The organism is Streptomyces hundungensis (genome assembly GCF_003627815.1).
GTDB classification, from domain to species: domain Bacteria; phylum Actinomycetota; class Actinomycetes; order Streptomycetales; family Streptomycetaceae; genus Streptomyces; species Streptomyces hundungensis_A.
This window is the reverse complement of record NZ_CP032698.1, coordinates 5,315,288-5,336,167: the sequence shown is the minus strand read 5'-3', so window position 1 is coordinate 5,336,167 and position 20,880 is coordinate 5,315,288. Positions and strand designations below refer to the sequence as shown.

At 72.4% G+C, this 20,880-nt stretch carries 16 protein-coding genes and 1 tRNA gene; 7 read left to right on the top strand and 10 right to left on the bottom strand.

What is annotated here, in order from left to right; all coding sequences use genetic code 11:
• The first annotated feature begins 55 nt into the window (after window positions 1-55).
• The 6 genes from DWB77_RS23640 (at window position 56) to DWB77_RS23620 (ending at window position 5,445) form a co-directional block, all read left to right on the top strand.
• Window positions 56-1,258 carry an ABC transporter ATP-binding protein gene (locus DWB77_RS23640; protein ID WP_120728155.1) on the top strand — a complete coding sequence of 401 codons (1,203 nt, stop codon included), beginning with the start codon at window positions 56-58 and terminating at the stop codon, window positions 1,256-1,258.
• Window positions 1,255-2,133 (top strand): ABC transporter permease, encoded by an 879-nt coding sequence (locus DWB77_RS23635; RefSeq protein WP_120723149.1) that lies wholly within the window; start codon window positions 1,255-1,257, stop codon window positions 2,131-2,133. The genes DWB77_RS23640 and DWB77_RS23635 overlap by 4 nt, the downstream gene beginning before the upstream one ends.
• Window positions 2,133-3,116 (top strand): glycine betaine ABC transporter substrate-binding protein, encoded by a 984-nt coding sequence (locus DWB77_RS23630; RefSeq protein WP_120723148.1) that lies wholly within the window; start codon window positions 2,133-2,135, stop codon window positions 3,114-3,116. Before DWB77_RS23635 ends, DWB77_RS23630 begins: the two co-directional genes overlap by 1 nt.
• Window positions 3,117-3,254: 138 nt before the next feature.
• Window positions 3,255-3,881: an ArsR/SmtB family transcription factor gene (locus DWB77_RS23625; RefSeq protein ID WP_120723147.1), complete on the top strand. Its 627-nt coding sequence runs from the start codon at window positions 3,255-3,257 to the stop codon at window positions 3,879-3,881.
• A gap of 53 nt (window positions 3,882-3,934) precedes the next feature.
• Window positions 3,935-4,111: a hypothetical protein gene (locus tag DWB77_RS37945; RefSeq protein WP_162952599.1), complete on the top strand. Its 177-nt coding sequence runs from the start codon at window positions 3,935-3,937 to the stop codon at window positions 4,109-4,111.
• Entirely contained in the window at window positions 4,108-5,445 is a 1,338-nt protein-coding gene (locus DWB77_RS23620; protein WP_120723146.1) for an MFS transporter, read from the top strand. The genes DWB77_RS37945 and DWB77_RS23620 overlap by 4 nt, the downstream gene beginning before the upstream one ends.
• Here DWB77_RS23620 and DWB77_RS23615 read toward each other — a convergent pair.
• From DWB77_RS23615 to DWB77_RS23600, 4 genes are all read right to left on the bottom strand, one after another.
• Window positions 5,378-6,166: a S16 family serine protease gene (locus tag DWB77_RS23615; RefSeq protein ID WP_120723145.1), complete on the bottom strand. Its 789-nt coding sequence runs from the start codon at window positions 6,164-6,166 to the stop codon at window positions 5,378-5,380. The genes DWB77_RS23620 and DWB77_RS23615 overlap by 68 nt on opposite strands.
• Window positions 6,167-6,394: 228 nt before the next feature.
• Entirely contained in the window at window positions 6,395-7,039 is a 645-nt protein-coding gene (locus tag DWB77_RS23610) for an IclR family transcriptional regulator (RefSeq protein ID WP_120723144.1), read from the bottom strand.
• A gap of 489 nt (window positions 7,040-7,528) precedes the next feature.
• Window positions 7,529-9,355, bottom strand: a complete 1,827-nt coding sequence (locus DWB77_RS23605) for a DEAD/DEAH box helicase (RefSeq protein ID WP_120723143.1) — start codon at window positions 9,353-9,355, stop codon at window positions 7,529-7,531.
• 714 nt (window positions 9,356-10,069) lie between these two features.
• The gene (locus DWB77_RS23600; protein WP_120723142.1) at window positions 10,070-11,509 is read right to left on the bottom strand and encodes an MFS transporter; all 1,440 of its coding nucleotides are present in this window, start codon (window positions 11,507-11,509) and stop codon (window positions 10,070-10,072) included.
• A 203-nt stretch (window positions 11,510-11,712) separates the two neighbouring features.
• Here DWB77_RS23600 and DWB77_RS23595 point away from each other — a divergent pair.
• Window positions 11,713-11,787, top strand: a tRNA-Cys gene (locus DWB77_RS23595).
• Window positions 11,788-11,799: 12 nt separating this feature from the next.
• Here DWB77_RS23595 and DWB77_RS23590 read toward each other — a convergent pair.
• The 6 genes from DWB77_RS23590 to DWB77_RS23565 all read right to left on the bottom strand — a co-directional run bounded on the left by DWB77_RS23590 (window position 11,800) and on the right by DWB77_RS23565 (window position 20,569).
• Window positions 11,800-12,189, bottom strand: a complete 390-nt coding sequence (locus tag DWB77_RS23590; protein ID WP_162952598.1) for a hypothetical protein — start codon at window positions 12,187-12,189, stop codon at window positions 11,800-11,802.
• Window positions 12,190-12,353: 164 nt separating this feature from the next.
• A complete protein-coding gene (locus tag DWB77_RS23585; protein ID WP_246033911.1) occupies window positions 12,354-14,651 on the bottom strand; it encodes a hypothetical protein in 2,298 nt (765 codons plus the stop codon).
• Between the two features lie 35 nt (window positions 14,652-14,686).
• Entirely contained in the window at window positions 14,687-15,079 is a 393-nt protein-coding gene (locus DWB77_RS23580) for a hypothetical protein (protein WP_216826865.1), read from the bottom strand.
• A gap of 224 nt (window positions 15,080-15,303) precedes the next feature.
• A complete protein-coding gene (locus DWB77_RS23575) occupies window positions 15,304-17,622 on the bottom strand; it encodes a xanthine dehydrogenase family protein molybdopterin-binding subunit (protein WP_120723139.1) in 2,319 nt (772 codons plus the stop codon).
• Window positions 17,619-19,673 carry a 2Fe-2S iron-sulfur cluster-binding protein gene (locus DWB77_RS23570; protein WP_246033619.1) on the bottom strand — a complete coding sequence of 685 codons (2,055 nt, stop codon included), beginning with the start codon at window positions 19,671-19,673 and terminating at the stop codon, window positions 17,619-17,621. The genes DWB77_RS23575 and DWB77_RS23570 overlap by 4 nt, the downstream gene beginning before the upstream one ends.
• Window positions 19,670-20,569 (bottom strand): FAD binding domain-containing protein, encoded by a 900-nt coding sequence (locus tag DWB77_RS23565; protein WP_120723138.1) that lies wholly within the window; start codon window positions 20,567-20,569, stop codon window positions 19,670-19,672. The genes DWB77_RS23570 and DWB77_RS23565 overlap by 4 nt, the downstream gene beginning before the upstream one ends.
• Window positions 20,570-20,880: the final 311 nt, after the last annotated feature.

Below are 20,880 nucleotides of genomic sequence, written 5' to 3'. Positions count from 1 at the left end.
GCGGTCCGAGTCCGCCGGCGCGTCGACCGCGAAGGCCTCGACCTCGGGGGCCTCCATTCAGCTGGAGGAGCTCACCAAGCGGTATCCGGGCAGCGCGGAGCCGGCCGTGGACAGCGTCACCATGGAGATCAAGGCGGGCGAGACCGTCGTCTTCGTGGGCCCCTCGGGCTGCGGCAAGTCGACCACCCTCAAAATGATCAACCGGTTGATCGAACCGACATCCGGTCGCATCCGGATCGACGACGAGGACGTCACCGACATCGACCCGGTGAAACTGCGCCGCAAGGTCGGCTACGCGATCCAGTCGTCCGGGCTCTTCCCGCACATGACGGTCGCCGAGAACATCGCGCTCGTCCCGAAGATGGTCGGCTGGTCCAAGGCCCGGGTGAAGGACCGGGTCGAGGAGATGCTGGACCTGGTCGGGCTCGATCCGCGCGAGTTCCACGGCCGCTATCCGCGCCAGCTCTCCGGTGGACAGCAGCAACGGGTGGGCGTGGCACGGGCGTTGGCGGCCGATCCACCGGTGCTCCTGATGGACGAGCCGTTCGGCGCGGTCGACCCGATCACCCGCGACCACCTCCAGGACGAGCTGATCCGCCTCCAGCACGAGCTGCACAAGACGATCGTCTTCGTCACCCATGACTTCGACGAGGCGATCAAACTGGGCGATCGGATCGCGGTTCTGCGCGAACGCTCACACATCGCTCAGTTCGACACTCCGGAGGCCATTCTCACCAACCCGGCGGACGACTTCGTCTCCGGGTTCGTCGGCGCGGGCGCCGCCCTCAAGCGCCTCAACCTCACCCGCGTACGGGATGTGGAGATGGCCGAGTTCCCCACGGTCACCGTGGACGACCCGCCCCAGTCGATCTTCAACAAGCTCCGCAGCGGCCCGCACAACGAACTGCTCATGCTGGACCGCAGGAACCGCCCCTACAAATGGCTGCGGCGCGGCGACCTGATGCGCGCCAAGGGCTCGCTCGCGCGGGCCGGGCAGATGGTGCACGACACCGTGACCCGGGGCGCGACGCTGCACGACGCCCTGGAGGCCGTGCTCATCGACTCCGGCGGCCGGGTCGCGGTGACGGGGCGGCGCGGCGAGTACATCGGCGTGGTCGACATGGAGACCCTGATGAACTCCGTGCACGAACTCCTGGAGGCCGACCGGCTCGCGGCCATCGAGCACCAGCACGACCTCGAAGAGCTCCGCCACCACCAGACGGAACAGGAGCTGGAGGGCGGTGCGACGCAGCCATGACGCCCAGGAGCCCCGCCCCCGCCGAGCGTCCGCCGGGTGAGCACGAGGTCGGTGGCCACGCCTTCCGCGACGAGTTGCCCGGCCCGCTCGACGAACCCGAGCCCGAACACGAGACCGGCCCGGCGCCGGACCGGCCGGCCCGCCGGATCACCTGGCGCAAACTGGCCTTCCTGCCGGTCGTGCTCGCGGTCGTCCTGGTGATCACCTACCTCTGGATCACCCATGTCCACCTGGACACGATCGCCAAGAACTCCCTGAACAACGGCAACGTCCAGCTCCGGCTCTGGCAGCACGTGAAGCTGACCGCCATCTCCACGTTCTGGGTGCTGCTCATCGCGATCCCGCTGGGCATCGCGCTCACCCGGCGCGGGGTGAGCCGGGCGGCGCCCCTGGTCACCGCGATCGCCAACATCGGCCAAGCCACCCCCGCCATCGGCCTGTTGGCGCTCCTGGTGATCTGGCTCGGCATCGGGCCCGGCACGGCGATCGTCGGCATGGTGATCTACGCGGTCCTGCCGGTGCTCTCCAACACGGTGGCCGGGCTGCGCGCCATCGACCCCCAACTGGTCGAGGCGGCCCGGGGCATCGGCATGTCGGCGCCCGGCACCCTGGGCAAGGTCGAACTGCCGCTGGCGGTGCCGCTGATCCTCGCGGGGGTGCGGACCGCGCTGGTCCTGAACGTGGGCACCGCCACGCTCGCCACGTTCGGCGGCGGGGGCGGCCTCGGGGACCTGATCACCTCCGGCATCCAGACCCAGCGCATGCCGGTGCTGGTCCTCGGCTCGATCCTGACGGTGGCCCTGGCCCTGCTCGTGGACTGGCTGGCTTCGCTGGCCGAGATCGCGCTGACCCCGCGCGGACTGGAGGTGGAGTGATGCGGCACCCGCGTACGGCACTGCTCGCCGCCTCCGGCTCGCTCGCCCTGCTCGCCGTGGTGTCCGGCTGCGGGCTCAAGTCCGGCTCCCCGCTGGTGGACGACGTGCTGCCCGGCTCGATCGGCAAGGGCCTGCCCCTGAAGGGCGCCTCCCTGACGGTCACGTCGAAGAACTTCAGCGAGAACATCGTCCTGGGCCAGATGGTCGGCCTGGTCTTCAAGGCGGCCGGCGCCGAGGTCCTCGACCGGACGAACCTGCCGGGCTCGATCAGCGCCCGCGAGGCGATCGCGAAGGGCGACGCCGACGCGATGTACGACTACACCGGCACCGCGTGGATCACCTATCTGGGCAACAGCAAGCCGATCACCGATCCGGGGGCGCAGTGGCGGGCGGTGCGCGACGCCGACCTGAAGAACGGCGTGACCTGGCTGCCGCAGTCGACCCTGAACAACACCTACTCGCTGGGGATCAGCCAGGCCAACAACGCCAAGTACCACCTCAAGACGCTCTCGGACGTGGCCGCCCTCGCCAAGAAGGACCCCTCGGCGGTGACGATCTGCGTGGAGAACGAGTTCGCCTCGCGCGAGGACGGGCTGCCCGGCATGGAGAAGGCGTACGGGATGACGGTCCCCGCCTCCAACATCCAGAAGATGGACGCCGGGATCATCTACACCCAGGTGTCCAAGTCCAACTCCTGCCTGCTCGGCGAGGTGTTCACCACCGACGGTCGCATCCAGGCGATGAATCTGGCGACCGTCCAGGACGACAAGCACTTCTTCCCCAACTACAACGCGGCGCCGGTGGTGCACAGCCGGACGTACGAGAAGTACCCGGCGATCGCGGCCCTGCTCGACCCGCTCAGCGCCAAGCTGACGACCGGGATCGCCCGGCAGCTGAACGCCAAGGTCGACGTGGACGGCCAGGACCCGCACGACGTGGCGCTGGAGTGGCTGGTGCGGGAGGGGTTCATCAGGAAGGGGTGAGGCCCGGGCCGCCGGGCCGGGGCGCGGGGCCAACCGCAAGCCGGAGCGCGGGGAGCCGGGCGTGCAAAGCACTCGATGCAAAGAAGTTCATGCAAAGAAAGCGTTGCAAGGGTCTCTTTGCAGAGCTATCTTGGGGCCATGCCCGAGAACAAGCGGTCCGCCGCCCCGCCCCCCGAGAACCCCGCAGGGGAGCGCATCCTCGACGCGCGCTCCCTGCGCGGCCTGGCGCACCCCCTGCGCATCCGGATCCTGAAGTCGCTGCGCCATGACGGGCCCGCGACCGCCTCCCAACTGGGCGACCGGCTCGGCGAGTCGAGCGGCGCGACCAGCTACCACCTGCGCCAGCTCGCCACGCACGGCTTCGTCGAGGACGACCCGGCGCGCGGCAAGGGGCGCGAGCGCTGGTGGAAGGCCGTGCACAACGGCACTTCGTTCGCCGACGACCTGCACACCAGCAGCGACCCGGAGGTGCGGGGCGCGGCCAACCTGTTCCTGCACGAGATCGCCGGCATCCACACCCAGGAGCTCTCGACCTGGCTCGCCACCATGCACGACTGGCCGGAGCCGTGGTCCACCAGCGGCGACCTGAGCGACTTCACCCTGAACCTCTCCCCCGCCCAACTCCACGAGCTGAACGAGAAGTTGCACGCCGTGGTCGAGTCGTACCGCACCCTCTCCCCGGGCCCGGGCGCGCCGTCGGACGCCGAAGCCGCCCAGGTCCGCGTGCATCTCCACTCCTTCCCGCGCGGCAATCCGTCCCGCTGAACCCGGCCCCCGCACGCTCACCGTCTCCCGCCCCGCCCGAAGGGACCCACGCCGTGCACAGCGACATCCACCTCCAGATGCACCACCAGCGCGCCACCGAGCTGGCCGCCGAAGCGCGCGCCACACTCCCCCGCGAGCGGCACCTACGGGCCCAACTGGGCTGGCTACTCGTCGAGTTGGGGCTGCGCCTGACCCAGCAGGCACCGCGGCACCGAGCCCGCCTCGCATGAGCGGCCCGGGGGGACACCGCGACCGCAGTGGCCCGGGAGGACACCACGACCGGGGGCCGCTCACGGCCGTACTCACCGCCAACGCCATATCCGCGAGCGGCAGTTCACTCACCCTCATCGGGGTGCCGTGGTTCGTCCTGGAGACCACCGGCAGCCCGGGCCGGGCCGGGGTCGTCGCGTTCTGCGCGACGCTGCCGATCGTCGTGTCGGCCCTGGTCGGCGGCCCGGTCATCGACCGCGCCGGGCGCCGCCGGGTGTCGGTCGGCTCCGATGTCGTGTGCGGGCTCGCGGTCGCCGCGATCCCACTTCTGCACCAGGCCGGTCTGCTCGCGTTCTGGCTGCTGTGCGCCCTCATGGCGCTCGGCGGGCTCGCCCACACCCCGGGCGTCACCGCCCGTTACGTCCTGCTCCCGGACCTGGCGCGCCGGTCCGGCACCACCCTGTCGCGCGCCGCGAGCGGCTACGACGCCGTCGCACGCGGGGCCCGGATGACCGGCGCGGCCCTGGCCGGCGTGCTCATCGCGCTGACCGGCGCCGGGAACGTACTCCTCGTCGACGGCGCGACCTTCGCCGTCTCGGCGGCGCTGGTCGCGGCCGGCCTGCGCCACGTCCCCGAGGCCCGGCCACGGCGCGACGCCCCACCGGTCTCCGTACGCACCTACAAGGCCGAACTGCGCGAGGGATACGCCTACTTGGCGCGCACCCGGCTGCTGATCGCGGTGGTCGCCATGGTCATGCTGATGAACGGAACCGACCAGGGCTGGAACGCCGTACTGCTCCCCGTCCACGCCGAGCGCCACCTGGGCGGCGCGCCCCAACTCGGCCTGCTCGCCGCCCTGTTCGGGGCGGGAGGACTGTCCGGCGCGCTCCTGTACGGCCTGGTCGGCCACCGCTTCCGGCGCCGCACCGTCTTCTCGGTCTGTGTGCTGCTGTGCGGGGCACCCCGGTACGCGGTCGCGGCGCTGACCGGCACCACCCTGCCGCTGGCCGCGACGATGGTGGTGGCGGGACTCGCGAGCGGCTCGCTCAACCCGATCCTGACGACGGTGATCTACGAGAAGGTGCCGGACGCGCTGCGCAGTCGGGTCGCCGGGGTGCTCACGGCGGGCTGCGAACTGGCCATGCCGCTGGGCGGGCTCGCCGCCGGTTTCCTGGTGGAGAGCGCGGGGTTGCGCGGCGCGCTCCTGGTGGTCGGCGGGGTGTATCTGCTGGCGACGCTGAGCCCGCTCGTCTTCCCCGCGTGGAAGGACATGGACGCGGGCGCGGTCAGCAGGACGGGACCGGGTCGCCCTTCCGCAACGCCTGAAGCGCGGACACCGCACCCTTCAGCGTAGTGACGGGGATCAGGCGGAGCCCCTTGGGCAGTTCGGACTCGGCGTCCGAGCACTCCCCCTTCGGCACGAGGAAGACGGTCGCGCCGTCCCGGGCCGCGGCCTGCGTCTTGAGCGCGACCCCGCCGACCGCGCCGACGTCCCCGCCGCCGGTGATCGTCCCGGTGCCGGCGATGGTGCGGCCGCCGGTGAGGTCGCCTCCGGAGCCGTCGCCGTTCAGCTTGTCGATGATGCCGAGCGTGAAGAGCAGCCCCGCGCTCGGGCCGCCGACGTCGGCGAGGTGCAGCTCGACCTTGACCTTGTCGGGGCTGAGGCCGAGGTAGCCGAGCGCCGCGACGGAGGCGGCGTCCTGCGACTGCTTCATCTGCGCCTGGTTGTGCGCGGAGATCTCCTTCTCGCTGCCACCGCCCGGATAGACCGAGCCGCGCGGCATCACCGCCCGGTCGGTGCGGAACCAGCCGTCGACGACATCGCCGATGCCGACGTCCGCGGTGGGCCCGGTGGCCACGATGGTGGTCATCCGCAGCTGCCCGCTGGTGGGGCGGGTGGGCGCGCCGGAGATGGTGATCACCGGCTTGCCCTCGTCGTTCCCGAGCACGTTCGCGGTCGGCCCCGGCTGGGCCACCGCGAACGGCAGCGGCGCGAAACAGGCGACGGCGAGCAGCGCGACGACCGGTGCGGCGCCGATGGCGAGGTTGCGGAGGCGGGAGTGACGAGTGAGCACGGCTCCAATCTATCCGTACGCACCCGGCCGCCCCGGACGCCCCCGAAAGCCGGGCGACGCGGCTCAGCGCGGGGCGTCGCACCGGGCGGGCGCGGTCCAGCGCAGGGCGTCGCACCGGCCGGGCGCGGTCCAGCGCAGGGCGTCGCACCGGGCGGGCGCGGTCCAGCGCAGGGCGTCGCACCGGGCGGGCGCGGCTCAGCGCGGGGCGTCGAACGTGACCGGCGCGGCTCAGCGCAGGGCGTCGGCGACTTCCTTCGCCGCGTCCACGACCCGTGGCCCGACCCGTTCGGGTACGGCGTCGGCGAGCATCACCACGCCCACGCTCCCCTCTATCCCGGTGACTCCCACCAGCGGCGCCGCGGCCCCGCTCGCGCCGGCCTCCAACTCGCCGTGGGTGAGGGTAAAGCCGGGCTCGGCGAGCGCCCCGGCCTGGCGGGCGGAGAGGATCGCCCGGCCGGCCGCGCCCTTGTCCAGGGGGTGGCGGAACCCGGCCCGGTAGGCCACGTGGTAGTCGGTCCAGGTCGGCTCGACCACGGCCACGGCGAGCGCGTCCGAACCGTCGACGAGGGTGAGGTGGGCGGTGGCCCCTATGTCCTCGGCGAGCGAGCGCAGCGCGGGCAGCGCCGCCTCCCGCACCAGGGGGTGCACCTGGCGGCCCAGGCGCAGCACGCCGAGCCCGACCCGGGCGCGGCCGCCGAGGTCACGTCGGACGAGGGCGTGCTGCTCCAGGGTGGCCAGCAGGCGGTAGACGACCGTGCGGTTGACGCCGAGTTTGGTGGACAACTCGGTGACCGTCAGACCGTGGTCGGTGTCGGCGAGCAGCTTGAGGACGCGTAGTCCCCGGTCGAGCGTCTGGGAGGTCTCCGCGGTCACGACACCCACTCCTTAAGTGGCGAGTCGCGGCGGCACTCTCACGTGGTTCGCGGCGCCGGTCCCATCGGCATCGCGCGCAGAGCCCGCCGGCGAGGCCAAAACACCGGCTGCGCTCCGCGGCGACGCTGCCACGGGGCGTTTGCATGGCGGGGACAGTAGCGAGCGGATACCGCTCAGCGGAAGACCTCGTCCAGAATCCGGGCGCGAGCAGAATTCCGGAGCCCGCGGAATGGGCTGAGCATCCCCGGCAGATGGACAAATGATGACCCGTGGGGGATGAATTTGATCCCGTTCGATCCCCTTCGGGACCTAAGTCCTTCCGAGCGGCGACCTCGGGCGACCGTGATGGATTTGCCGGGTCATTACCGTGGCGGACGGTCGGGGGCGTCCGTGGGGGCCGCTCCTCGCACCCGTCCCGATGCCCCGGGAGCGAACGGGGCCCGGCGTCGCACGCCGGACCCCTTCGCCTTGTACGCCGTGGGGGGCCCGCTACTTCATGCGGGTCGCCCACTCCTGGACCTTCTTGATCCGCTCGCGGAGCTGTCCCGCCGTGGCCTCCGCGCTCGGCGGACCGCCGCACACCCGGCGCAGCTCGGTGTGGATGACGCCGTGCGGCTTGCCGCTCTGGTGGACGTAGGCGCCGACCATCGTGTTGAGCGACTTGCGCAGTTCGAGCAGTTCCTTGTGCGAGACGACGGGGCGCCGCTCGGCCGGCATTTCGAGGAGATCGGCCTGCTCGGCCGGCTTCTGGCGGCTGTGCGCGATCTGCCGGGCCTGCCGCTTCTGGAGCAGCATCTGCACCTGGTCGGGTTCGAGGAGCCCGGGAATGCCGAGATAGTCCTGCTCCTCCTCGCTCCCCGGGTGGGCCTGCATGCCGAATTCGGCGCCGTTGTACATGACCCGGTCGAAAACGGCGTCGGATTCGAGGGCCTCGAAGGGGAGCATGTCGTCCCCGGTGTCCTCGTCCTGCTCCCTGTTCGCCTCGTCCATTTCCTGTTCGGACTCGGCGTAGGGGTCTTCTTCCTCGCCGTCCTTCTTCGGCTTGTCGAGCACGTGGTCGCGCTCGACCTCCATCTCGTTGGCGAAGCCGAGGAGCATCGGAATGGTGGGCAGGAAAACGGAAGCGGTCTCGCCGCGCCGCCGTGAACGCACGAAGCGGCCGACGGCCTGGGCGAAGAACAGCGGGGTGGAAATGGTGGTGGCGTACACCCCGACGGCGAGGCGCGGCACGTCGACGCCCTCCGACACCATGCGCACGGCGACCATCCACCGGTCGTCGCCCTCGGCGAACTCGTCGATCCGCTTGGAGGCGCCGGTGTCGTCGGACAGCACGACGGTCGCCTTGGAGCCGGTGATCTCGCGGATCAGTTTGGCGTAGGCGCGGGCGGAGTCCTGGTCGGAGGCGATGACGAGCGCGCCGGCGTCCGGGATGGCCTTCCTGACCTCGGTCAGGCGCTGGTCGGCGGCGCGCAGCACATTGGGCATCCAGTCGCCGCGCGGGTCGAGCGCGGTGCGCCAGGCCTGCGAGATGGCGTCCTTGGTCATGGGCTCGCCGAGCCGCGCCGCGATCTCGTCGCCGGCCTTGGTGCGCCAGCGCATGTTGCCGCTGTAGCTCATGAATATGACCGGCCGCACGACACCGTCGGCGAGGGCGTTGCCGTATCCGTAGGTGTAGTCGGCGGAGGAGCGCCGGATGCCGTCGTTGCCCTCCTCGTACGTGACGAAGGGGATGGGGTTGGTGTCCGACCGGAACGGGGTGCCGGTGAGCGCGAGCCGCCGGGTGGCCGGGTCGAACGCCTCCAGGCAGGCCTCGCCCCACGACTTGGAGTCACCGGCGTGGTGGATCTCGTCGAGAATGACCAGGGTCTTGCGCTGCTCGCACCGGTTGCGGTGCAGCATCGGGCGTACGCCCACACCGGCGTAGGTGACGGCGACGCCGTGGTACTCCCTGCTGAGCGGCCCGGCGCTGTAGTCCGGGTCGAGCTTGATGCCGACCCGGGCCGCGGCGTCCGCCCACTGCTTCTTGAGGTGCTCGGTCGGCGCGACCACGGTGATCTGCTGCACCACGTGGTGGTGCAGCAGCCACGACGCGAGCGTGAGCGCGAAGGTCGTCTTGCCGGCGCCGGGCGTCGCGACGGCGAGGAAGTCGCGCGGCTGCTCCTGGACATACCTCTCCAGGGCACCCTGCTGCCAGGCTCTCAGCTTGTTGGCGGTGCCCCAGGGGGCGCGGCCGGGGAAGGCGGGTGAGAGGTGGTGGGAGGCGGTAGTAGTCACGGTCTCCGGTTCGGGGCTCTCGGTGTACGGGATCACGGGCATCCGGGGCGGGGCCCGGCGGGCTGCCGAGCGGGGTCCGCGTCTGCCCGGGCGGGCGCGGAACCGACTCGTACGTACGACAACCGGGCCACCTTACCGGCCCGGGCCGGCCCCGAGGCGTCTCCCCACCCACCCGCCCGTGCCGGGGGTTGGTTGGTTCCGGCCCCCTGGGGCTCCGCCCCAGACCCCGTTCGCGCCTGAACGGCGCTCGTCCTCAATCGCCGGACAGGCTGAAGGTGCCCCAGCACCGAGCAGTTAAGGGGCGCGAGGAACTGCGCGACCAGCCACGCAAGGCCCGCAGCCGAAAACGGGTTTTTGGGGGCGCGAGGAACTGCGCGAGAAGCGACCGCGGTCCGCAGGTTCGAGCGGGTTTTGGGGGCGCGAGGAACTGCGCGAGAAGCGACCGCGGTCCGCAGGTTCGAGCGGGTTTTGGGGGCGCGAGGAACTGCGCGAGAAGCGACCGCGGTCCGCAGGTTCGAGCGGGTTTTGGGGGCGCGAGGAACTGCGCGAGAAGCGACCGCGGTCCGCAGGTTCGAGCGGGTTTTGGGGGCGCGAGGAACTGCGCGAGAAGCGGGCACGGTCCGCAGCTTCGAGCGGGTATAGGGGCGCGGGGAACTGCGCAACCAGCACCCCGGCCCGCAGGACCGAGCGGGTTCGGACCCGGCGAGGCCGACCCCGGCGCGGCAGGGGCGGGCGTCAACACCGCCAAACCGGGCGTCAGCCCACCCGTACCCGCCCCGCCACCCACGTCCCACACAGCGCCACCCCCGCCATCGGCAGGAACACCGCCAGGAAGGCACCCGGGTGCGAACCCGTCGGACCCGACACCGAGCCACCTCCGAGCGCCGCGAACGCCGCGCCTCCCGCCGCCAGCAGCAGCGCGTTGGACAGCCCGTCCGAGATCTGGAGCGCGGCGGAGTTCGCGCCCGCCTCGTGGGGCGCCGAGAGCTTCAGGAGCAGCACGCTCGTCGAGGTGATGACCATGCCCATGCCGAAACAGCCGACGCCCCACGCCACCGCCACCACCCACACCGGCACCGCCGCGACCAGCACGCTCGGCGCGAACACGATCGCGAGCGCCACCAGGACCATGCCGACGACCATCATCCGTTCCCGGTACGCCTCCATGCGGGGCCGCGCCTGGACGGAGGAACCCACCGCCCAGGTGACCCCGCCGACGGCCAGCGAGAGTCCGGCCATCGTGGGGGTGAGCCCGCGCTGGGTGACGAGCATCAGCGGCACGAACGACTCCGCCACGACGAACGACCCCGCCGTGATCCCGCGCAGCAGCACCACGGAAGGCAGCCCGCGCGCCGCGCGCCAGGTGCCGTGCGGAAGGAGCGCGCGCCGGCCCGCGACGGCCGGCCCGAGGAAGGCCACGCCCGCCGCGAAGGGCAGCACGGAGAGCCATCCGAGGTCCTGCCCGGCGTACTGCAAGAGCCCCGCGCCCACCGAGATCGCCAGCGCAAGGCCGATGCGGCGGCGGTCGAAGGGCTCGACGGGCGCGGACGGATCGGCCGGGCCGGACGCCATCCGCCGCGTCGCGGGCAGCGCGAGCGCCAGCGGGAACACCACGAGGGCCGGGATCCCGAGGAACACCCAGCGCCAGCCGAGCTGTTCGGTGACCGCGCCCGCGACGAGCGGGCCGACCACGGACGGCACGACCCAGCCCGCCGCGAACGCCGCCATCATCGTCGGCTGGAGGCGGGCGGGGTAGGCGCGGCCCATGACCACGTACAGGGCCACGATCACCAGACCACCGCCGAGCCCCTGTACGGCGCGGCCCGCGATGAACGTCCACATGTTCAGCGCGGTCCCCGACCACAGCAGCCCCGCGGCGAACCCGCTGATCCCGACGCCGAGCGGCCCGAGCGGCCCGCGCCGGTCGGCCCACTGGCCCGCGACGACCATCCCGAACAGGCTCGTCGTGAAGTACGCGGAGAAGGCGAAGGCGTACAGCGACACCCCGTCGAGGTCCCGCGCGGCGACGGGCATCGCGGTGGCCACGGCGGTCGCCTCGAAGGCGATGAGCAGCACGACGGTGACAATGCCCATGCTCAGCGCGCGATGCTCACGCCCCAGGATGCCGCCGCCCTCGTCGCCCTCGGCGCAGGGGTGGCCGGCCACGCGGACATCGGACGGTTCAAGGGCGCTCATCCGCCCACATTAAGAGCCACACCCCGCTCCGCCCCCTGCCGAAAGGCCGACTGCGCCGCGCCGATCGTCCCCGTCGTATGACATGGGTGTGACGCCCGATGAACCCCCGTGAACACAACATGGCAGTCCTATTGCACCCCGCCCCTTTCCCTTCCCCCGCCCCGGACACCCCCCTAAAGTCATCAGTACGCACCAACCGACACGGCCGTGTGCCCGAGTGGTTCAGGGACTCGCCTGCAAAGCGAGTTACGCGGGTTCGATTCCCGCCACGGCCTCCAAGCCCTTTTTCGCTAGCGGCACTTGAGTCTTTGCTTCGCGAAGTGGACGTACTGCCGCATCAGGGTGGTGAGCACGTCCCGGGTCCGCTGCGTCTCAGGCGCCCGGTCCGCCGTCAGTTGCAGCTCGATGTACTTGGCCGAGGCCGGCAACGTCGGCCCCCTGGCAACGTCCGGGCGGCCGCACTCGAATACGGCGGCGGCGTCTCCGCCCCAGACGAACGCCTCGTCACCCGCCTCGATGCGTGTACCCAAATGGCGTGCCGAGTGGTTCCAATCCGTGCCTTTTCCACTCCTCCGGAGTTCGGCCCAGGCTATGAACCGTGCGTCGTTGTCGACGCGCACCGTGCAGTACGTGGTTTGGTCCGTGGGAGCAAAGACGTCGAAGGGGCGATTGTTTTCCACGGTCGTGGCGTCACCCGTAGGCACTATCGGGGCAACCGCGCTGCCCGCGAAGGCTCCCCAGCACAAGCTCTTCGGCAGGCTCGGCACCGGTGAGTCGGCCGAGCAGCCCGCCATGGCCCACACCGCCGTAAGCACAGACACGAAGCCCGCCCCTCGACCACGCCTCACTTCGCGCCACCGGGAGGCGTGGCGCTGGCCACCGCCGAGCGGCCCGCCGAATAGGCGACGGAGATCGAAGAGGACGCGACCCCCTGGTATTCGCGGTTTTCCCGTTCGGCGAGGCCGACGCTGTTGCCGGCCGCCCTCACCGCGCCTGCCGCCGACTTCTTCGCCTTGCCCTCGGCCGCCGCGTAAGCGTCGGCCGCCTCTTGGCTCGCCTCGCCGGACGAGTCCTTCTGCCTGTTCTCGACAAGGGACTCGGTGATGTCTTCTTGGAGCCATTCCACGGCGTCACCGCCGACCGGCAGCAGCTCGATGTATTTGGCGCCGACCGAGTTGAGGATTCGGTTCGTCCAGTCCGCCTTGTTCTGCACGGCATCGTTGAAGGTCTTGTCGGTTTCCGCGTGCTTCTCATAGATGGCCTGCACACGAGCCTCAGCCATCATTCCCGCGATCTCCCCACCCGGGTGAACCGCGTTGCGCACGGCTTCCCCCACATCCCCATGGTTTTCCGGGTACGCGAAGACATCGCGTACGAGCAATGTCGTATAGGCCTGCTGAGCGTTGGTGATCGCGCCGTACGCATCGGGATCCTGTGCGACGGCGCCGAGGAAATGCGCGACTCGCCCGGAGTTGACGAAGTCCGCCAGCACCCCGAAAGGCTTCGCCTGCCCCGCGCCGTTTTCCGCCGTCGCCTGCAAGTCGGGCATGTACTCCGCCGCCATGTTTCCCAAGTTGCCCGAAAGCCCCTCCAACTTCCCCGGTGCGCCGTCTTCACCTGTGACCAGGGCGGGGTCGGATCCGATCTTCGCCACGACCTTCTCCATCACGCTCGCCATCGCCGCCGTATGCTCCACCGGCTTCGCCGCCGTGTCGCCGGGGGTGCGGCCCGTCGTGGCCGCCTCGATCGCGTTGCCCAGGGCGGACTGGTACGGGGTGCGGGCGTCGGGGCGGGCGTCGTACAGGTCGTCGCCCGGGCCCTTGTCCAGCAGGTAGTCGACCATGCCGAGCGGCGCGGATGAGGCGTCGCCCGCCGCCTTCGTCAGCACCGGCTTGTCGTCCGCGGTGATGATGCCGTTGCCGTCCGAGTCCTCCCGCACCGCCTCGTTGAAGAACTCCGCCGACACCCGCGGGTTGTTGCTCATGGACGTCATGAGGCCGGTCAGGGGGTCGAAGCCGCGACCGCCGGTCTTGTCGAGGTTGAGGGACATCGCGTTGTCGTACGGCACGCTCTGCTGGAAGAGCTTCGGGTTCTGGTGTTCGAAGCCGACCATGTCGCGGGCGATCGGCAGCAGGAACTCCTTGTCGTACGTGCCGTGCCGCAGCAGCGCGCCCAGCGCCTGGTAGCCGTACACCCGCGCGCCGGGACCCGCGAAACCCCCGACGTCGATGGGCCGGCGGCCCGCCCGCATCAGGTCGGTCGTCCAGGCGGGCGGGAGGTGGCCGGTGGTGTGCGGGTTGGTGGCGAGGCCCAGCATCGGGCCCAGGTCGGCCTGGACGTGGCGGACCATCGTCGCGCGGTCCAGGCCCGCGGCGCCGAGGCCGGTCGCGTCGAGGGAGAGGCGGGCGTAGAAGTCCAGGGTGCCCTGCGGGCCGAGACGGCCGTAGAACGCGGTGGAGAACTCCGGGTCGTGGGCGTTGGCGTCCAGCAGGGTCTGGAGCTGCTTCAGCTCCTCCACGTTGCGTGCCGTGCCGCCCTCGCCGGTGACCTGTCGCGCCAGGTCGACCGCCCGCCCGGCTTCCTCGTCGTCGAGGGAGGCGTACCGGGGCGCGGTGAAGTCGTGCGCGTCGGGGGCGTTCGCCGCGAGGGCCCCGCGCAGTGCCTGGTCGGCGGCGTCGCAGGCAGCGACGAGCGCGTCGACCTTGTGCTGCCAGGCGGCGACGTTCGCCTCCTGCGTCTTGAGCGCCTTCGGGAAGTCGACGTCGGGGTCGTGCCGCGCCGCCGCGTCGTCGACGAGCGGCTCGCGGGCCGCGACCCGGCCCCGCGCGTCGACGACGATGCCGTTGCCCCGAGCGCCGTCCACGATCGCCTGGAGCCCGTCCTTCGCCTTCTTGAACTCCGTGTACGCGTCCAGGAGAAGGCGGTGCGCCCCTTCGGCCTCCTTCTCCGCGTCCGCGAACTCCTTCACCGTCTTGACGATGAACGCGCGGGTGACCCCGGCGTTCACCCCGGCCCATCTGGCCGTCTCGGCGTGCACCCGCAGGCCGTCGTGGGCCTCTTCGGAGAGCTCCCTCAGCTTGGCCGTCATCTCCGACCAGGCGTCGACCGCCGCCCCGAGCTTGCCGACCGGAGCGTTCAACACATCGGCGTACGTCAACAACGTCCCTGCTCCGCCCGCTAGTTGATGTAGTCACTGAGTACGGACACCGCGGTCAGCGAGCCCCGCACGCGCGCGTCGTCCTTCGCGTGCTGGGCGGTCGAGTGGTCGAGGTGGTTGGAGATCTGCGCGCAGGCGTCGCGGAGCGTCGTGTACTGGCTCTGCCAGGTGTCGTGGAGCCTCATCAGGGCGGCGCCGCTGGTGAAGTTGTCCGCGCTCAGGGCGCGCGCCGCCTCGAAGGTGGCCGCCCTCGCGTGGTCGCCGTCGCGACGGAAGCCGTCGTACAGCTTGTACGCGTCCGAGCCGATCAGCCCGAGGTCGTCGGCGTGGGCGACGAGATCGCCACCGTCCGCCCCCGGCGCCCCCTCGACCCCACGGGTCCCCTGCGTTCCTGCTGCCGCCCCTGACGCCATGCCCAACTCCCGTACCCCGCACGTCGGTTACCGTCCCTGCGCCAGCAGCGTACGGTACGCGGACCGTCACGGTATGGCGTCGAGGGGTGGTCGGGAACGATGGACGGGGCGGGGCGGAGGCGCTCGCATCCCCGGCGTCACCCCGCCGAGGGAACGGCGCGCGCCCGGACGGGAGCGGGCCCGGCCGCACGGGAGCGGGCCTGGCCGGGGGAAACCGCGCGCGCCTAGCCCTGCTGGACCACCGCCGCCTGGGGCCGGATCGGGAGGCGGTTGACCGGTCGGCCGGTCGCGGCGCGGACCGCGGAGGCGATCGCGGCCGGGCAGGTCACGACCGGGACGGCGCTGGCCGCCTTCGCGCCGAAGGGGGCCACCACGTCCCGCTCCTCGACCAGCTTCACGATGCGGATGTCGGGGGCGTCCAAGGCGGTCGGCAGCGCGTAGCCGGTGAGGTCGGGGTGGCGGATCCGGCCGCGTACCGTACGGAGGTTCTCGGTCAGGGCCGCGCCCACGCCCTGGGTCACTCCGGCCTCGATACGGGCCGTCAACTGGCGGGGGTTGAGGATCCGGCCGACGTCCTGGGCCACCGCGAGTTCGACGACCCGGACGGAGCCCAGCTCGATGTCGACGTCCACGACGGCGCGGATCGCGCAGAACGCGAGGCCCACGAACGCGTCGCCCTGGCCGGTCTCGTCGAGCGGCTCGGTGGGGTGCGGGCGGCACTGGGCGGTGGCCCACAGCTCCTTGCCGTCCATCGCCTCGGTGACCGTGGTCGACAGGACGCCGTCGTACGAGGTGATCTTGCCGTCCGCGATCTGGAGCAGCTCCGTGGACATGCCGAACTTGTGCGCAAGCGGCTGGAGCAGCTGGGTGCGGACCATCTTGGCCGCGCGTTCCACCGCGCCGCCGGAGACCCAGGTGTGCCGGCCGTGGGTGGCGGGGCCCGCCGGGGGCTGGTCGGTGTCGACCGGCGCGACGTGCACCTCTTCGATGCCCAGGGTCTCCTGGACGATCTGGCGGGCGAGCGTGGTGAAGCCCTGGCCGGTCTCGACGGCCGCGCAGATGACCGTGGCGACGCCGTCGTGGACCTTGACCGTGGCCGTGGAGACCTCGTCGGTGCCCTCCGCGCCGAGCATGTGCACCATGCCGAGCGCGTAGCCGACACCGCGCCGCACCGCGTCCGGCTCGCCCGCGCCCTCGGGCCCGCCCGGCAGCAGCCAGTCGTCCTCGGGGGCGTCCTTGGGGAGGGTCGGGAGCGGGAAGTCCCGTACCGCGCCCAGGAGTTCGGCGACCGGCGCCGGGCAGGTCACCGTCTGGCCGGTGGGCAGCAGGTCGCCGGTGGCGAGCACGTTGCGCATCCGCAGCTCGGCCGGATCGATGCCCAACTTGGCGGCCAGCTTGTCCATTTGGCCCTCGTAGGCCGCGCACACCTGCATCGCGCCCTCGCCCCGGACATGGCCGGACGGCGGGTTGTTGGTGCGCACCGCCCAGCCCTCGACAAAGGCGTGCGGCACGACATAGGGCCCGCAGGCGAACGCGACGGCGGCGGCCAGGGATTCGGCGGACGCCTCGGCGTAGGCGCCCGCGTCGAGGAGGATCTGCGCCTCGACCTTGACCAGGCGGCCCTCGGCGTCCGCGTGGTGGCGGTAGCGCAGCAGGGTGGGGTGGCGGTGGGCGTGGCCGAGGAAGGACTCCTCGCGGGTCGCGGTCAGCTTGACCGGGCAGCCCGTCTTCAACGCCAGCAGGCCGAGCGGGAGTTGGAAGCCGAGGTCCTCGCGGTCACCGGTCGCGCCGGGCACCCCGGTGACGACGACCTTGACGCGATCCGGCTCCAGACCGAAGCAGACGGCCGCCGCGTCGCGGTCGCCGTGCGGGTCGGTGGAGGCGGTGTACAGCTCCACGCCGCCGTCGGGGCGCGGCACGGCGAGGCCGGCCTCGGCGCCGATCGGGGCCGGGTCCTGGCGGCCGATCCGGTACAGACCCTCGACCACCACGTCGCCGGTGACCTCGGGGTCGCCGTACTGGAGCGGGATGTGGCGGATCAAGTTGCCGTCGGGGTGCAGGGGTTCGGCCGTGAACGCCTTCTCCGGGTCGGTGACCGGTTCGAGCACCTCGTACTCAACGGCGATCGCCGCGGCCGCCAGGCGCGCGGTGTCCGGGTGGTCGGCGGCCACGGCGGCGATGGGCTCGCCGTGGTGGCGTACGTACTCGGCCGCGAAGACGGGACGGTCGGCGATGCGGCGGCCGAACGCCGGGTCGCCCGGCACGTCGGCGTGGGTCACCACGGCCCGTACGCCCGGCATGGCGGCGGCGGCCGCGGTGTCGATCGAGACGATCCGGGCGTACGCGTGCGGGGCGCGCAGCACGGCCGCCCACAGCAGGCCCTCGGCCCACAGGTCGGCCGCGTAGGGGAAGGTCCCCTCCGTCTTCGCCCGCGCGTCGACCGGCGCGAGCGACGCGCCGATCCCGTGTGCGGGCGGCTGCTGCTCCGGCCCCGCCACCGAGGTGGCGCCTTCGACCGTCGCGGTGGCTGCGTCGTTGCTCACGCCATGCCTCCGTCGTGCGTGTGCGGGGGCATGGCGCTGCCGGCCCCGGGGGGTGCCTGGTGCGGAATGCGGGCCTCTTCGGCCAGGGCACCGGCGGCCTCGCGGCCCGCCACCACGTCCTTCACGGCGTCGAGCACGCCGCGGTAGCCGGAGCAGCGGCACAGGTTGCCGCAGAGCGCCTGGCGCGTTTCGAGCTCGGTGGGGGCGTGGTTGCCCTCGAGGAGGTCGTGCACGGTCATGGCCATGCCGGGGATGCAGAAGCCGCACTGGACGGCGCCGCACTCGGCCAGCGCGCGCTGCACGTCGGAGGGTTCGCCGTCGGTGGCGAGCCCCTCGACGGTACGCACCTCACTGCCGGCGGCGGTCGCCGCGGGCACCAGGCAGGAGGCGACGAGCCGCCCGTCCACCTGGACGTTGCACGCCCCGCACTCGCCCTGCGAACAGCCGTCCTTGGCCCCGGCGAGCCCGAGCCGCTCGCGCAGCACGTACAGCAGCGACTCCCCCACCCAGGCCTCGGTCACGGGGCGGTCGGCGCCGTTGACCCGCAACACGTAGGAGGCGCGGGGGTGTTCGAGGTCCGGCGCGATGGTGACGGCGGGGGTCGGCTCGGCATCGGGGGTGGCGTCGCCGGGGTCGGTCCCGAGGTCGATTGCGAGGTCGGTCCCGCGGTCGGTTCCTGATGCCCCGGAGGGCGCGGGGGTGTCGGTGGTGCCGGTCGCGTCGGGGGCGTCGGTGGGCTCGGGGGTCCCGGGGAGGGCCGCGGTTTCGGCCCCGGTTCCGGTTCCTGTTCCGGGCGCGAGCTCCGCCTCGGGTGCCCCGGCCAACTCGGCCAACTCGGCCAATACGGCCGCCTCGGACATACCGTGGGATTCCGGTACGGCTTCGGCCAGGGGCTCGACGGCGACGAGCTCCTCGGGGAGCGACTCCGGCGCAGTCGGCGCCGCCGGGGACTCGGGCCGCGGTTCCGACGCGGGGTGGGGCTGGGGGTGGGGCCGGGACTCGGGTACGGAGGCGGGGGCGGGCATCGCGCCTGCCTCCGCCACGTCATGGACGTCCGGTACCACCGGCGCGTGCGCCGCCGAGGGCGCCTCCAGCGCTCCCGGGAGTACGGGGACTTCTGAGGCGTCCGGGGCGAGCGGGGCGTCCGGGGCCTCGTGAGGGTGGACGTCGTGGTGCACGTCAGGGCGGACGTCGTGGTGCACGTCCAGGGCGTTCGCGGGGTGGTCGGCCGCGAGGGGCGCGTGCCCCGGCGTGGGCGCATGGGCCTCGGGCGAGGGGACCGGCAGCGGCTCCTGCGCGGGGTCCGGCAGGGGCTCCTGCGGGGGCTCCGGGAACTGGTGGGCCCAGGGGGCGGGGGCGCCGCCGGGGAGGGTGGCGGGCGGGGTCGAACCCCACTGCTCGATCAGCGCGGAGGTCGTGAACTCGCCCGATTCTTCCGGGAGTTCACCCTCGGCGACCGGGATCGTCCACTGGCCGGTGCCCGCGAGCGAAGGCTCGTCGGGGAAGTGCCACTGGGCCGTGGCGGAGGGGTCGTGGGCGGGCTGGGCGGAGCTCGCGGGCAGGGGCGTGGGCGCGGGGGGCTCCGGCCACACCACGGTCTGCGCGCCGGGCGCGGGGTGGGCCCCGGACGCGCCGGGCGCGCCCTGGTCGCCTGGCTCGCTCGACTCGGCGGGCTCGGCCGGTTCGGTCGGGATGCGCCAGATGCCGGTGGCCCCCGGGTCCGTCGCAGCGAGCGGGGTGAGCGGCACGATCATCGGCGGTACGTAGCCGTGGCCGGGCGCCGCGAGGGGGGCGCCCATCATGTCCATGTCCGGGGGCAGCTGGACGAACGCGGTGGCGTCGGGCTCGTACTCGCCGCCGTGCGGCACCGGCTCCCAGGCACCGTGCCGGGGCGCCTGGCCGTAGCCGTACTGGTGCGGTTGCCCGTACTCGTTCTCGTTCTCGCTCTCGGGCCCGCGCCCGTACCCGTACTCGTACTCGTTCTCGCGTCCGCGGCCGTAGTCGTTCTCGTGTCCGCGCTCGGGCTCGTGCTCATTGTTCCGGTCGGTCACGACAGCGCCCTCCCCAGTGCTCGTCGGGCCAACGCGGCGACGGTGCGCCGCAGATGCAGTACGGCGGGCGAGAGCGGCGGGGGCGGTGAGCCGTCCGCGGGTGGCGCCGGGTCCGGGATGCAGGCGGCGGCCACGTACTCGCCGAACGCGCCGAGCGCCTCGGGGGCCAGCGCGGCGCGCTCGCCGTCCCAGTCGATGAGCGAGGCGATCCAGCGCTCGGCCTCCAGGGGGCGCAGCGGCATGGGCGCGATGGCGCCGACCGCGCAGCGCACTCCGCGCCGGGCCGGGTCGAGGACGACGGCGACCGAGGCGGTGGCCCGGCCGGGACCGGTGCGGCCGGTCGCCTTGAGGAAAACTTGGGGGGCGTGCAACAGCGGCACCCGGACATAACCGATCAACTCGGCCGGGGCGAGCATGTCCCGGCCGGCCAGCAGGTGCGATACGGGGATCTCGCGCCGGGCGGCGTCCGGACCCGCGATGACCAGGGTGGCTTCGAGCGCGGCGAGTACGGGCAGCGCGTCACCGGTCGGGGCGTTGGAGGCGATGTTGCCGCCGAGGGTGCCCGCGTTGCGGATCTGCGGGGGCCCGGCGGCGCGCGCGGCGGCGGCGAGCGCCGGGATGAGCGCCGCGAAGTCCGGGCGCCCCATCCGGGCGTGGGTGAGACCGGCACCGAGCAGGGCGTGGCCGTCCTGGTACTGCCAGCCGCGGATTTCGTTGATCCGGCCGAGCCCGACGAGGCCGGCGGGGCGCAGCAGGCCCCGGTTCACGGCCGCCATCAGATCGGTGCCGCCCGCGACGGGCACGGCGGCAGGCATGGCCGCGAGCGCCGCCACGGCCTCGTCCAGTGAGGCAGGCAGCGTCACCGACTGCGCCGCCTGCGGTGCGTGCGTGGTCAACCCAGCTGCCCCTTCCCGGTGTCCCGGCCGTACGACTGTGCCGTCTGTGGCCACCTGCTGATGGCCGTACCGTACGTGCTCACAGCCCGGACGTGGCAACTCTGGCACATCTTCCGGACCGCGCGACGGGAGGGTCCACGAAGCGCGCTTCCGTCCCCGACCAGGGGAATGTTCCGGTTTCGCAAGCCTTGTACGACTTATGCGGTACGCCTCGTTCCGCACCCCGGGAGTTCGTCACAGCGGTCTTCCTCGCAGCCGGGCGCGGCCGGGGCGGCCGTGACCCGGGGCCACGTTCTCAGGGGCGCGGCGGT

Excerpts from the sequence above, each read along its gene's own strand:
- DWB77_RS23635 (WP_120723149.1), top strand. The coding sequence starts at position 1,255 with ATGACGCCCAGGAGCCCCGCCCCCGCCGAGCGTCCGCCGGGTGAGCAC.
- DWB77_RS23630 (WP_120723148.1), top strand. The coding sequence starts at position 2,133 with ATGCGGCACCCGCGTACGGCACTGCTCGCCGCCTCCGGCTCGCTCGCC.
- DWB77_RS23625 (WP_120723147.1), top strand. The coding sequence starts at position 3,255 with ATGCCCGAGAACAAGCGGTCCGCCGCCCCGCCCCCCGAGAACCCCGCA.
- DWB77_RS23620 (WP_120723146.1), top strand. The coding sequence starts at position 4,108 with ATGAGCGGCCCGGGGGGACACCGCGACCGCAGTGGCCCGGGAGGACAC.
- DWB77_RS23605 (WP_120723143.1), bottom strand. The coding sequence starts at position 9,355 with ATGCCCGTGATCCCGTACACCGAGAGCCCCGAACCGGAGACCGTGACT.
- DWB77_RS23600 (WP_120723142.1), bottom strand. The coding sequence starts at position 11,509 with ATGAGCGCCCTTGAACCGTCCGATGTCCGCGTGGCCGGCCACCCCTGC.
- DWB77_RS23580 (WP_216826865.1), bottom strand. The coding sequence starts at position 15,079 with ATGGCGTCAGGGGCGGCAGCAGGAACGCAGGGGACCCGTGGGGTCGAG.